We start from the raw sequence: 12,386 nt of genomic DNA on the forward strand, positions 1-12,386 counted from the left end.
CATACGATTTTTAGTTGGTCTCTTGTGTTAACGACCAGTGGTCAGGCAGTTATGCTTTTACGGATGTTACCCAGCGCAGATATTAGTGTTCCGATCCGGGTATTAGTAGAGGGATTTTCAGATCCTATAGTTATTCGTTATACGCAATGCGATGCTAAGGTTTGTTTAGCTCAATCGCCTTTAGGGCTGATTTTGCGTCAGCAAATAGAACAGAGGGGAAAAGTGCGTATTTCTTATCAGGTGAAAAGTGGTCAGATATTTTCTTTTGTTGCTCCCTTTGAGGGATTGAGTGAAGCACTTTTATCTTTACAACAATAAAATATGGCAGTGATTTGATGTGCAGAACTAAAATTTACCAATGCTTAAGCTTATTGTTAAATCAAAATAAAGACGATAAAAGATGCAATGGTTAGGCACTGATATGCAGGGTGATAGAGTCTTTTTCGATTATATGATTTTTCATGAAAGTCTTCTTTTTGTTTATACTGCTTTTGATTGATGTACAAAGATTTGTCATTTGCTTATTTTATGTTTCATTGTAAAATCGCACTTTTTTAAGTTTTTGATACTTTTCAGCTATTGTAGAGTTAAAAAAGTTGTTTAGTCATAGACTTCTCAATGCCAAAGCTTTAAATTGAACAAATGGAATATGAATGTCATTTAAAATGAGAATACAAGTTTATAAATGTACCGTTTGATGACAAGAAAGCCTCGCGTTTAGTTGAAGATAGTCAACATGTGTTCAGGTATGTTTTGGGTGAGGTTGGTCTTAAACTGCAAGTTGTTGATAGAAAACAGAAAAATATTTTACTGTTTCAAAGTGTAGAACGTTCATTAAATCAAATACCGATACCGATGCGATTATGCTCTTTGATATTGAAACAAGGATTTTGATAAAGTTTTACTAAGCGACAAGTGTATGATTTTATCATAAAAAAATACGTCTTAAGCGCTTAGAGTGATTAGAATATAGAAATTAATGAACAGTGATGAAAAAAACAACAAGAAGAACAGCAGGTGGGCGCGGTGGTGCAGGATCGCACGAATTGTATCAGCGGGTTAAAAAGAAAGCTGGAACGATTAAGGCGTCGTCGCGGCGATGGTTAGAGAGGCATTTGAATGATCCTTATGTCCATCAATCAAAAGCAGATGGTTATCGTTCGCGTGCAGCTTATAAATTAATCGAAATAAATGAGCGTTATAAGATACTCAAAAAAGGTCAAAAGATCATTGATCTAGGAGCAGCACCTGGAGGATGGTGTCAAGTGGCGGCACGTATTGTGGAATCAAAAGATCACAATCCTAGCGTGGTTGGTATTGATTATTTACATATGGAACCACTGCCAGGAGTGGCCATACTAGAAATGGATTTTTTTCACGAAGATGCCCCACAAGAATTAATAAGCACTTTGGGATCAAAACCAGATGTGGTGCTTTCCGATATGGCTGCACCAACGACAGGTCACCGTCAGACGGACCATCTGAGGACAATTGCTTTATGTGAAGCTGCTGTTCATTTTTCTATTTCGGTTCTTAAGCCTGGTGGGCATTTCTTAACAAAGACTTTTCAAGGAGGAGCAGAAGACACGCTTCTTGCAACATTGAAACAGAATTTTAAGAAAGTGCATCATGTTAAACCTCCTGCAAGTCGAGCAGAGTCTGTAGAGCTTTATCTCTTAGCTCTTCAATTTAAAGGAAAAACCGATTAAAGAAAAAGATGAAACATAGCAATAGCCTTTATTATATAAAAGAGTTGGAAATAATGAAGCCTATCGAAATGTAAAAGTGTTTTCAAATCATTGTGAATGATGTTGTGTACTGTTTTTCTTTTGTAAATTATGAAAGACTGTTAAGAAAGTGCATTGTATATAGTAATAATGTTGTGAGCGTTTCTATGAAATTTCTTGATCAGGCTAAGGTTTATGTTCGTTCTGGTAGTGGCGGAGCAGGGGCAGTATCATTTCGTCGTGAAAAATTCATAGAGTTTGGAGGGCCCGATGGAGGCAATGGAGGGCGTGGAGGTGATGTTTGGGCTCTTGTTGTTGATGGGCTTAACACGTTGATCGATTATCGTTACCAACAGCATTTTAGAGCAAAAACCGGTGGTCATGGCAAAGGGCGCAATATGACAGGTGCAAAAGGTGATGATGTCGTTCTGAGAGTGCCAGTTGGAACACAAATTTTTGAAGAAGATAACAAAACATTAATCTGTGATTTAACAGAGGTTGGTCAACGTTATCGTCTTGCAAAAGGGGGAAATGGCGGTTTTGGAAACCTTCATTTTGCGACATCTACAAATCAGGCACCCCGCCGTGCAAATCCAGGTTTAAGTGGAGAAGAGCGTGCGCTTTGGTTACGTTTGAAACTGATTGCTGATGGTGGGATTATTGGTTTGCCGAATGCTGGAAAATCAACTTTTTTGGCATCAGTAACAACTGCGAAGCCAAAAATTGCTGCTTATCCTTTTACGACTTTATATCCTCATCTTGGTGTTGCTCGCATTGATGCGCGTGAATTTGTTTTAGCGGATATCCCTGGCTTAATTGAAGGAGCGCATGAAGGTGTAGGGATTGGTGATCGTTTTTTAGGGCATGTGGAACGTTGTCGTGTTTTATTGCACTTAATTTCTACTCAAGAGGAAGATGTAGTAAAAGCGTATCAAATTATCCGTCGAGAACTTGAGACATATGGAAATAATTTGAGCGATAAAACTGAAATTGTAGCTTTAAGTCAGGTAGATACGCTTCCTATTGAAGAGTGTAAAGCGAAACAAGAGGCTTTACAAAAGAGTGTTGGTCAGCCTGTTATGATGTTTTCTGCAGTGAGTCATGAGGGGTTAGACAATGTTTTACGCTCTGTCGCGCACGTTATTGAAATGGCGCGTGCAGATATGATCAACAAACATCAGGATTGATGAAGATGGCTGTTCAATTGCGAAAACTTGAACAATATAAGCGCATTGTCATTAAAGTTGGCTCTGCACTTTTGGTTGATCCTCAAACAGGTTTGCGCATTGAATGGCTTAAAAGTTTAGTGAATGATATGGCTGTATTGCGCCAAAAGGGTGTTGACATTTTATTGGTATCTTCTGGTGCTATTGCCTTAGGGCGAACATTGCTACGTCTTCCTAAAAGGGTTTTAAAATTGGAAGAAAGTCAAGCATGTGCTGCTTTAGGTCAAATTGAACTTTCTAAAGCGTATACTGATGTGCTTGCTCAACATGGATTGAAAACTGGGCAGATTTTATTGACACTATTGGATACGGAAGAGCGTCGACGTTATCTCAATGCGCGTGCTACTATGAATACACTTTTACGTTTTGGAGCAGTTCCTGTGATTAATGAGAATGATACCGTTGCAACAAGCGAAATTCGGTATGGTGATAATGATCGTTTAGCTGCACGTGTTGCGACGATGATGGGCTCTGATCTTTTGGTTCTTTTGTCAGATATCGATGGTCTTTATACATGTTCTCCTCATTTAGATCCAACGGCTGAATTTGTTCCTTTTATTGCATCCATCACAAGTGATATTGAAAAAATGGCAGGTGTTGCTGCTTCAGAGCTTTCACGGGGTGGAATGAAGACTAAACTTGATGCTGGAAAAATAGCTAATTCTGCTGGAACAGCTATGATCATCACCTCAGGAAAGCGTATGAATCCTCTTGCAGCAATTGACCAAGGGGAACGCAGCAGTTTTTTTGCTCCTAATGAAAAATCAGTAAATGCATGGAAAACCTGGATTTCTAGTCATTTAGATCCATCCGGTATTTTGACTATTGATCAAGGAGCGGTTAAAGCTCTTAAAGATGGAAAATCATTATTGGCCGTAGGGGTTATAGCGGTTGAAGGTGTATTTTTTCGAGGAGATACGGTTGCAATTGTTGATGAAAGTGGGATTGAGATTGCTCGTGGTCTTGTAAGCTATGATAAAGATGATGCTGTGAATATTATGGGGTATAAAAGCGAAGAAATAGAACAAATTCTTGGGCATGAACCGCATTCTGCTGTGGTACATCGCAACGATATGGTTTTACGCTGCTTGACCGATTCTATTTAAAAAAGTTATCTCTCGCAGCATTTTGGAAAAATGGATGATTGCATGACTTTGCAAGAAAAAATGAAAATCATGGGGAAAAAAGCACGTAATGCTGCTGGAGTACTTTCAGTTGTTCCTGCTGAACAAAAAAAACATGCGTTAGAAATGATAGCTTTCAGTTTAGAATCTCAAGCAGATGAGATTTTATGTGCTAACAATCAGGATTTAATCAATGCCGCACAAAATAATATGACAGCAGCAATGATTGATCGGCTGAAATTAGATGAATTACGTCTATGTGCAATGATAGATAGTGTTCGTCAGATTGCTTATTTTCCCGATCCTGTTGGACAAGTTATAAATACATGGACACGTCCAAATGGGCTTCATATTAGCCGTGTAAGAACGCCTCTTGGTGTCGTTGGTATCATTTATGAAAGTCGGCCAAATGTGACGATTGATGCAAGTTGTTTATGCTTAAAATCTGGAAATGCTGCGATTTTGCGGGGTGGTTCAGATAGTTTTTATTCTGCGTATGCTCTGCACTCAGCTGTAGCTATGGGGTTAGAAAAAGCAGGTTTGCCAACAGATGCTATTCAAATGGTTGAAACTACAAATCGCGATGCCGTTGGAGAAATGCTCAAGGGATTAGATGGTACGATTGATGTTATTATTCCTCGTGGTGGACAAAGCCTTGTGAAGCGTGTTCAGTCTGATGCACGTGTTCCAGTTTTTGCGCATTTAGCAGGACTTTGCCATATTTATATTGATAAATCAGCAAATGTAGAAATGGCACGTGATATTGTGCTCAATGCGAAATTGCGACGTACGGGTATATGCGGCGCTGTTGAAACAGTTTTAATTGATCGTCAGGCGTTAAAGAAATTTCTTCCTGTTCTTATTGCTTTACAGGAGAAAGGATGCGAAATTCGTGCAACAGAAGATATTGTCTCAGTAGTACCGACATTTGCATTGGCTTATGAAGAAGATTGGTCTCAAGAATATCTTGATGCTATTCTTTCTGTCAAAACAGTTGAGGGTGTTGAGGGAGCGATTGAGCATATTGCGCGTTATTCATCAGGACATACTGAATCGATTATTGCTGAAGATGTGGGGGTTGTGGAAATATTTTTTAATCGTTTAGATTCGGCTATTTTGCTTCATAATGCATCTACACAGTTTGCAGATGGAGGTGAATTCGGTTTTGGAGCAGAAATTGGTATTGCAACAGGAAAAATGCATGCACGTGGGCCAATAGGCGTCGAACAGCTGACATCATTTCAATATCAAATTAGAGGAAATGGACAAGTGAGGCCTTGAAACAGTCGTTTTTTCTATGGGAAAACCGTATGCCATATGTGGAAAGGTCAAATATTGTTGGCCTTTTCGGTGGCTCATTCAATCCGCCCCATGTAGGGCATCTTCTTGTTGCGAAGACTGCAGTTCGTCGTTTGTATCTTAATCAATTGTGGTGGATGGTAACACCAGGGAACCCTCTTAAAGATTGTACACAATTACTATCTTTACATGAAAGAATACGGTTAAGTTCTGAACTCACTAATCATCCAAAAATTCGTGTAACAGGTTTTGAGGGTATGATGGGAAGCAAATTATCAGCAGAAACGGTTTCTCATATTCTTACACGCCATAGCGAGGTAAATTTTGTGTGGGTCATGGGTGCAGATATTTTAGCGACAATTCATCACTGGCATCGGTGGCGTGATATTGTATCTATGCTCCCCATTGTAATTGTTGATCGTCCTTCAGTGCGTATGGCCGCACTTTCTTCCCCTATGGCGCGAGCTTACCGCTATTTTCGTTTAGATGAAAGGAAAAGTCCACTCTTGCCTTTTATGACGCCTCCAGCTTGGATTTATTTACATGGACCTTTGTCTTTTCAGTCTTCAACTAAACTTCGTTTAGAAAGAAAATGATTTTTTTTGAATATTTTATAAGATTTTGCTCCTTTCTTAAGAGGAGTTTTATATTGAGTAAGAAAGGATATTGATCTGAAAAACGCTTCACAACAATACAGCCATATGGCTTCTCCTGTGTTAGAAAAAAAAATCTTTTCAGTAGTGGATGGTCTTAAGGTTGTCCTCAATAGTTTAGAAAATACAAAAGCAGAAGATATTATTTCCATTGATATTCAAGGAAAATCATCTTTGGCTGATTATATAGTTATTGCTTCAGCTCGTTCACATCGTCATGTGTCATCTGTTGCTGACCATTTATTATGGGCCTGGAAAGAGAGTGGATACGGTACAGTAAAAGTGGAAGGGCTTTCAGGAGGTGATTGGGTATTGATTGATACGGGAGATATCATTGTTCATCTTTTTCGTCCTGAAATTCGTGCCTTTTATAATTTAGAAAAAACGTTGCTTACTCCAGATTTAGGCACTATGCAGATGGTTCTCATTGGAGATCATTGAATGAAAATTTCTATTTTTGCTGTTGGTCGTATGAAAGTAGGAGCTGAGCAGGAATTAGTTCATCGTTATTTAGATCGTTTTTCTAAAAGTGCTGGAGCAGTGGGGTTGCATTTTAGAAAAATGCAAGAAATATCAGAAAGTCGTGCTCAGACAGTATGTCAGCGTATGGAAGAAGAAGGTAAGAGACTGTTTGAAGCTTTGCCTGAGCCAAGTCGGTTGATTGTATGTGATGAGCGTGGAAAGTCAGTTTCATCAATTGCTTTTGCCGAAAAGCTCGCATTTTATCGTGATGAAGGTGTTCGTGATTTAGTAATTGCCCTAGGAGGGCCTGATGGACATAGTGAGCAGGTTAGAGATCGCGCTGACTTTTTTTTATCTTTTGGCTTGATGACATGGCCACATCAAATTGCACGCATATTGCTTACAGAACAGCTTTATCGAGCTGTCACAATTGCTAATAATCATCCTTATCACCGTTTGTAATTTTTGATGTGATTTTTAGTATTTATTACAGTGCTTATTAATATTGTTTTAGGTGACACTACTTAAGTTGTTTTTTATGTAATTAGGTTTGGCGGTTAGGCAAATGAAGTTTTTTCTTTATGAAAAGATGCAATACTTATCTAAAGTATGTGTAATGTCTATGATGTTGGCATTAAGAGTGTTTTTTTTTTCGTCTATATCGTATGCAGAGAATATACATAGTCGTGAAATGGCGCATAAAATTTTAGTCGAAACGCGCCAAAACATTTCTTTATCACGTGAGCGTATTGCTCAACTTTTCGATCAAGTTAATCGCTTAAAAAAAGATCAACATACTTTGACCAGAGAGATCATAAAAGTAGCTAAGGCAGAACGCGATACGGTAAATAGTATTAATAAAACGGAAAAAGAGCTTGAAAAACTTACACAGAAACAGACAAAATTACAGCAAAATTTAAAAAATCATCGAGATGAATTTGCAAAAGTGCTCACTATTTTAGAACGGATGGGAATGAAACTCCCTCCTGCTATTATGGCGCGGCCTGAGGATGTATTGGCTTCAGTACGTAGCTCTGTTTTATTAGGAGCTGTTATTTCTGAAATGCGAAAAAGAATACAAGATTTGACAGCGAATTTGGAAGAATTAACTGATTTAGCCCGTTCATTTAATACAGAATGTGCGATTCTAAAAGTTGAAATACAAAATCAAGTTGAGCAGCGAAAACAGTTAGAACTTTTACTTAATGAAAAAGCGAAATTACAAAAAATGTCAGAACAAGAACTGATAGAGCAACAACGAAAAAATGTTGCTCTTTCTGAAAAAAGTCAATCTTTGGAAGAATTGATTGTAGAGCTTAAACGTCAGTCACAATTCAGCTCTAATTTATCAATGCGAAAGAGTTTACAATTGCTAGAAGAGCTCAATTTTGAAAATCAGAAAGGTATGTTGCTTTTACCTGTTGCAGGGAAAAAAATCCAACAATTTAATAATAGTTCGTATGTTACGCGTTTTGGTGAAATCATTGAAACAGAAACAGCGGCTGTGGTTTTGTCGCCTGTTGATGCTCTGGTTGTTTTTGCTGGATCATTTCGTTCTTATGGACAGTTAGTTATTCTTGATGTTGGACATGGTTATCATATCGTTCTTGTCGGGATGGCGAGAATAAACGTAACTCAAGGGCAGTTTGTTCTTTCAGGTGAGCCTCTTGGTATGATGAGTACGCAATTTATTGCGAGCGCTGTTGCATTGGATGTAGGAAAAAATGCTCCAATGCTCTACATTGAGTTTAGAAAGGATGGAAAGCCTGTGAATCCAACCCCTTGGTGGCGGACTGAAAAATCGAAAAGGAATAAAGATGATTCGTAAAGTTATTTTTTTGGTCGCTGGGGTTTTTCTCAGCGCCGGTTTGATAGTTATGGCGCAGTCTATTGCTGCGAATAATGAACAAAATACTTATAAACAATTGGCTATGTTTGGTGATATTTTTGAACGGGTGCGCGCGCAATATGTAACAATTCCGGATGATCAAAAACTTATTGAAAATGCTATTAATGGTATGCTGTTGTCTCTCGATCCACATTCGTCTTATATGGATACTGAAAAAGCGAAAGATATGCGGGATTCTACAAAAGGAGAATTTGGCGGTCTTGGGATTGAAGTAACTATGGAGAATAATTTAATTAAAGTTGTCTCTCCGATAGATGACACCCCTGCTGCAAAAGCAGGTGTTTTAGCAGGAGATTTTATTTCAAAAATTGATGGAAAACAGATCAGTGGTCAAACCTTGAATGAGGCTGTCGACCAAATGCGGGGGCCTGCTGGAACAGCGATTACGCTGACAATTAATCGTTCTGGTGTTGATAAGCCACTCGAAATCAAGATTGTTCGTGATATCATAAAAGTAAAAGCGGTTAAGTATCGTGTTGAAGGTGATATTGGTTATTTAAGACTTATCCAGTTTACGGAAAAGACTTTTTCTGATCTTCAAGCTGCGATTAAAGATATTCAGTCTAAAATCCCCACAGATAAATTAAAAGGATATGTTCTTGATTTGCGGCTTAATCCTGGTGGTCTCTTAGATCAGGCTATTAGTGTTACAGATGCTTTTCTTAACAAAGGTGAAATTGTTTCAACTCGTGGCCGCAAGAAAAATGATGTGATGAGATTTGATGCAAAGCTAGGGGATTTGACTGATGAAAAGCCTATTATTGTGCTTATTAATGGTGGCTCAGCGAGTGCTTCTGAGATTGTTGCAGGTGCCTTACAAGATCACCGTCGTGCTACGATTATAGGAACGCAATCTTTTGGTAAAGGGTCTGTTCAAACGATTATTCCTTTAGGTGAAAATGGTGCTTTACGTTTAACTACAGCACTTTATTATACGCCATCTGGTACATCGATCCAAGGGACTGGGATTACGCCGGATATTGTTGTAGAGCAACCGTTGCCTGAAAAATATAAAGGCTATGATGTAACGCTTGGTGAATCTGAATTAAGGGGTCATATCAAGGGGAAGCAGGAGAGCGATAAAGGATCCGGTTCAGCTGCTTTTGTTCCAAAAGATCCCAAGGATGATGTTCAATTGAATGAGGCTTATAAGCTTTTGCGTGGTGAAATCACTCATGCAGCATTTCCTCCTGACCCTAATAAAGATGTTTTAAAAAAGTAAAACTTAACGTGTATATCTGATGTAAAAACATCAGATATACTTTTGGGAGAAGCATTTCCGATGGATACAATGGTTGATTTCAAAACTCTGCCTTATCGAAAAGGCGTTGGAATAGTTGTATTTAATCATGAAGGGAAAGTTTGGATTGGGCACCGTTTGATAACATCTTCTCATACTTATGTTGAGGTGTCCAAACTTTGGCAATTTCCTCAGGGAGGGATTGATGAAGGAGAAGAGCCACTAGATGCAGCACGGCGTGAACTTTATGAAGAAACAGGTATGCGATCCGTGAAGTTGATTAAGGAAGCGCAAGACTGGTTTTATTACGATTTTCCACAAGAGCTTATTGGATACGTACTAAATAATCAGTATCGTGGACAAATGCAAAAATGGTTTGCTTTTCAGTTTATAGGAGAGACTTCCGAAATAGTAATCAATTCACCAGAAAATATTAATGAAGCGGAATTTGACCAATGGAAATGGATTAATTTGGAAGTACTTCCTTCAATTGTCGTTTCTTTTAAGCGACATGTTTATATGAAGGTTGTTCATGAATTTCGAAATATTATTTAAATATTTGTAAAAATTGTGACTGTAAAAAGCTGTTTTGTATGAGATATTTTAGTATTATGAGTTACTATTAAGAATAATAGAGGTGATTCTATTTTATTTAAGGAACTGGATGTAAAATGAAAAAAATATTAAATTTATTTGTAATTTCTGCTTTCTTGAGTATTTTCTCTGCAGCATTTGCTCAAAATGTAAAACCAGCTGCAACGAAGCCTTCTGTTGCTACGCTGCCGAATGGTGCTTCTTCATTAGCTGAAACTTACGGTTTGTGGAGCGTTAACTGTGGTATACAGGATGGGAAAAAGATTTGTATTATGCTTCGTCAGGAAGTTAATGAGCAAGATCGTGTTCTGTTGTCTATGAATGTTTCTCTTGATGAGGAAGGGGTTGTATCTGGAAATTTGACGATTCCTTTTGGTATACTGGTTTCCAAGCCTATTCGTTTACATGTAGATGATTCAAAATCTGTTATTGAAACCAATGTTCGCACTTGTGTGCCAGCAGGTTGTGTGGTTCCAGTAGTTTTTGACAAAAATTTTGTAGGGTCTTTGCGCGCTGGTAAGCAGCTGAAATTATCTATGACAATTGCTGCTCCAGGTGAACCAGCTTTGGATAATTTGTTTGTGCAATTGGGTGGTTTCAGCGACGCTCTTAAGCGTTTAAATTCTTTGCAAAAATGATATTAATAATGAAGAAAAAAGCTGTCTTTTGAGTGCTTTTAGTTTAGAAAGTAAGCAATATAGTCGGATTTTCTAAAAGGAGGGGATTCGATTTTTGAGATGCCTTTTCTGTTCAATATTTCTTCCGATTTTATGAGATATTGTCTTGTTCTTCCGTTATCTATTAGAGAAATATAGCTCTATAAGTGTAGAGCTATGTTTCGATAGGTTTATTTTCGTAAATGTTTTATATATAATCTTTTATTATGTTGGCGAATAAGGGATAAAGGATGATTTATGCACTGCTTCAGATGATTGATCTGGTTTTCAGTATTTATATTGCTTTTTTAATAGCGAGTGCTGTTTTTTCTTGGCTTTATGCGTTTAATATCGTGAATAAATACAATCCTCTTGTTACTGTAATAGGGGATTTTTTGTATCGTATTACAGAACCAGTTCTGAGTCGTGTTCGGTATTTTTTACCAAATTTAGGAACAATTGATATTTCCCCTATTGTTGTATTCATGATTATTTATTTTATTCGCATCTTTATGTGGCGCGCTTATTCAGGTCTATTTTTATAAAAGTTAAAATGTCATCTTAGGCAAATAAAGATGTTTTATCGAGTTGATGTTGATAGCTTGGTTCTGTTTGTACGTTTGATACCAAAAGCTTCAGTGAATCATATTGTAGAGGTTGAAAGCAGAGATGATGGAAAACAATATTTAATTATACGTCTTTGTGCTGTTCCTGAAGATGGCAAGGCAAATAAAGCATTAATTAAGTTTTTAGCGCAGCAATGGAAAATTCCATCTTCTTGTATCTCTCTTGAAAATGGTGCAATATCACGTTACAAGCAGTTGCGTTTTTCAGGGGGAGTAGAAAAAATATTGCATTCTTTGAGTGATTATACTCCTGCACGAACATGAATGAAAAATGCAAGCCTGTTTTTAAACAGACTTTGCTTTGTTAACATTATTCATTATATTGCTTTAGCTCGTTCAATGGCTTGTTGAATGAGCTCACGTGCAAAATTTTTATCACGCCAACCTTCAATTTTAGCCCATTTTCCAGCCTCAAGATCTTTATAATGTTTGAAGAAATGCTCAATTTTTTTTAATATGTTTTCTGTAAGATCTGTATAATTATAAATGCTGCTATATTGTTGTGTTAATTTAGAAGTGGGAACAGCAATAATTTTTTCATCCTTGCCACCATCGTCTTCCATAATTAAAGCCCCAATTGGGCGAACATTGATAACACAACCAGGAATGAGCGAGTGGGTATTACAGACAAGAACGTCAATCGGATCACTATCTTCTGAAAGTGTATGTGGGATGAAGCCATAATTACCAGGATAGACCATTGATGTGGAAATAAAGCGGTCAACAAATAATGATCCAGATTTTTTATCCATCTCATATTTTACTGGTTGGCTATCAACCGGTACTTCGATAATAACATTAACATCCTCTGGTGGATTATTACCAATCGGTATTTCTTTAATATTCATGTAAATATCCTCTTGCAAGTAA

Annotated in this window: 15 protein-coding genes; 14 read left to right on the plus strand and 1 reads right to left on the minus strand. The window is 37.6% G+C overall.

The genetic code is table 11. The features are described from left to right. From H710_RS02100 to H710_RS02165, 14 genes are all read left to right on the plus strand, one after another. Positions 1 to 318: invasion associated locus B family protein (locus H710_RS02100; protein WP_041849212.1), on the plus strand; the 318-nt coding region annotated here is incomplete at its 5' end. Between the two features lie 671 nt (positions 319 to 989). Further along, positions 990 to 1,709, plus strand: coding sequence for an RlmE family RNA methyltransferase (locus H710_RS02105; RefSeq protein ID WP_041849213.1), 720 nt, complete (start codon positions 990 to 992; stop codon positions 1,707 to 1,709). A 185-nt stretch (positions 1,710 to 1,894) separates the two neighbouring features. Next, on the plus strand, positions 1,895 to 2,914 hold the full coding sequence (gene obgE / locus H710_RS02110) for a GTPase ObgE (RefSeq protein WP_041849214.1): 1,020 nt from the start codon (positions 1,895 to 1,897) through the stop codon (positions 2,912 to 2,914). A 5-nt stretch (positions 2,915 to 2,919) separates the two neighbouring features. Continuing rightward, positions 2,920 to 4,059 carry a glutamate 5-kinase gene (gene proB, locus H710_RS02115; RefSeq protein ID WP_041849492.1) on the plus strand — a complete coding sequence of 380 codons (1,140 nt, stop codon included), beginning with the start codon at positions 2,920 to 2,922 and terminating at the stop codon, positions 4,057 to 4,059. 60 nt (positions 4,060 to 4,119) lie between these two features. Then, positions 4,120 to 5,358 (plus strand): glutamate-5-semialdehyde dehydrogenase, encoded by a 1,239-nt coding sequence (locus tag H710_RS02120; protein WP_041849493.1) that lies wholly within the window; start codon positions 4,120 to 4,122, stop codon positions 5,356 to 5,358. Between the two features lie 29 nt (positions 5,359 to 5,387). Next, on the plus strand, positions 5,388 to 5,972 hold the full coding sequence (locus tag H710_RS02125; protein WP_041849215.1) for a nicotinate-nucleotide adenylyltransferase: 585 nt from the start codon (positions 5,388 to 5,390) through the stop codon (positions 5,970 to 5,972). Between the two features lie 105 nt (positions 5,973 to 6,077). Then, positions 6,078 to 6,470, plus strand: coding sequence for a ribosome silencing factor (gene rsfS / locus H710_RS02130; protein ID WP_041849216.1), 393 nt, complete (start codon positions 6,078 to 6,080; stop codon positions 6,468 to 6,470). Beyond that, positions 6,471 to 6,953: a 23S rRNA (pseudouridine(1915)-N(3))-methyltransferase RlmH gene (rlmH, locus tag H710_RS02135; protein WP_041849217.1), complete on the plus strand. Its 483-nt coding sequence runs from the start codon at positions 6,471 to 6,473 to the stop codon at positions 6,951 to 6,953. 154 nt (positions 6,954 to 7,107) lie between these two features. Next, complete coding sequence (locus tag H710_RS02140) at positions 7,108 to 8,319, plus strand: murein hydrolase activator EnvC family protein (protein WP_244875583.1); 1,212 nt, start codon at positions 7,108 to 7,110, stop codon at positions 8,317 to 8,319. Continuing rightward, on the plus strand, positions 8,309 to 9,622 hold the full coding sequence (locus tag H710_RS02145) for a S41 family peptidase (protein ID WP_041849219.1): 1,314 nt from the start codon (positions 8,309 to 8,311) through the stop codon (positions 9,620 to 9,622). The genes H710_RS02140 and H710_RS02145 overlap by 11 nt, the downstream gene beginning before the upstream one ends. A 60-nt stretch (positions 9,623 to 9,682) precedes the next feature. Further along, positions 9,683 to 10,195: an RNA pyrophosphohydrolase gene (locus H710_RS02150; protein WP_041849220.1), complete on the plus strand. Its 513-nt coding sequence runs from the start codon at positions 9,683 to 9,685 to the stop codon at positions 10,193 to 10,195. 116 nt (positions 10,196 to 10,311) lie between these two features. Next, positions 10,312 to 10,872, plus strand: coding sequence for an invasion associated locus B family protein (locus H710_RS02155; RefSeq protein ID WP_041849221.1), 561 nt, complete (start codon positions 10,312 to 10,314; stop codon positions 10,870 to 10,872). Between the two features lie 269 nt (positions 10,873 to 11,141). Then, complete coding sequence (locus tag H710_RS02160) at positions 11,142 to 11,435, plus strand: YggT family protein (RefSeq protein WP_041849222.1); 294 nt, start codon at positions 11,142 to 11,144, stop codon at positions 11,433 to 11,435. Positions 11,436 to 11,465: 30 nt separating this feature from the next. Then, positions 11,466 to 11,780 (plus strand): DUF167 domain-containing protein, encoded by a 315-nt coding sequence (locus H710_RS02165; RefSeq protein ID WP_041849223.1) that lies wholly within the window; start codon positions 11,466 to 11,468, stop codon positions 11,778 to 11,780. A gap of 53 nt (positions 11,781 to 11,833) precedes the next feature. Here H710_RS02165 and ppa read toward each other — a convergent pair whose 3' ends face one another. Next, on the minus strand, positions 11,834 to 12,364 hold the full coding sequence (ppa, locus tag H710_RS02170; protein ID WP_041849224.1) for an inorganic diphosphatase: 531 nt from the start codon (positions 12,362 to 12,364) through the stop codon (positions 11,834 to 11,836). Positions 12,365 to 12,386: the final 22 nt, after the last annotated feature.

The organism is Bartonella bacilliformis Ver097, assembly GCF_000709795.1.
Classification (GTDB): domain Bacteria; phylum Pseudomonadota; class Alphaproteobacteria; order Rhizobiales; family Rhizobiaceae; genus Bartonella; species Bartonella bacilliformis_A.

Excerpts from the sequence above, each read along its gene's own strand:
- H710_RS02105 (WP_041849213.1), top strand. The coding sequence starts at position 990 with ATGAAAAAAACAACAAGAAGAACAGCAGGTGGGCGCGGTGGTGCAGGA.
- obgE (WP_041849214.1), top strand. The coding sequence starts at position 1,895 with ATGAAATTTCTTGATCAGGCTAAGGTTTATGTTCGTTCTGGTAGTGGC.
- proB (WP_041849492.1), top strand. The coding sequence starts at position 2,920 with ATGGCTGTTCAATTGCGAAAACTTGAACAATATAAGCGCATTGTCATT.
- H710_RS02120 (WP_041849493.1), top strand. The coding sequence starts at position 4,120 with ATGAAAATCATGGGGAAAAAAGCACGTAATGCTGCTGGAGTACTTTCA.
- H710_RS02125 (WP_041849215.1), top strand. The coding sequence starts at position 5,388 with ATGCCATATGTGGAAAGGTCAAATATTGTTGGCCTTTTCGGTGGCTCA.
- rsfS (WP_041849216.1), top strand. The coding sequence starts at position 6,078 with ATGGCTTCTCCTGTGTTAGAAAAAAAAATCTTTTCAGTAGTGGATGGT.
- rlmH (WP_041849217.1), top strand. The coding sequence starts at position 6,471 with ATGAAAATTTCTATTTTTGCTGTTGGTCGTATGAAAGTAGGAGCTGAG.
- H710_RS02140 (WP_244875583.1), top strand. The coding sequence starts at position 7,108 with ATGTCTATGATGTTGGCATTAAGAGTGTTTTTTTTTTCGTCTATATCG.
- H710_RS02145 (WP_041849219.1), top strand. The coding sequence starts at position 8,309 with ATGATTCGTAAAGTTATTTTTTTGGTCGCTGGGGTTTTTCTCAGCGCC.
- H710_RS02150 (WP_041849220.1), top strand. The coding sequence starts at position 9,683 with ATGGATACAATGGTTGATTTCAAAACTCTGCCTTATCGAAAAGGCGTT.
- H710_RS02155 (WP_041849221.1), top strand. The coding sequence starts at position 10,312 with ATGAAAAAAATATTAAATTTATTTGTAATTTCTGCTTTCTTGAGTATT.
- H710_RS02160 (WP_041849222.1), top strand. The coding sequence starts at position 11,142 with ATGATTTATGCACTGCTTCAGATGATTGATCTGGTTTTCAGTATTTAT.
- H710_RS02165 (WP_041849223.1), top strand. The coding sequence starts at position 11,466 with ATGTTTTATCGAGTTGATGTTGATAGCTTGGTTCTGTTTGTACGTTTG.
- ppa (WP_041849224.1), bottom strand. The coding sequence starts at position 12,364 with ATGAATATTAAAGAAATACCGATTGGTAATAATCCACCAGAGGATGTT.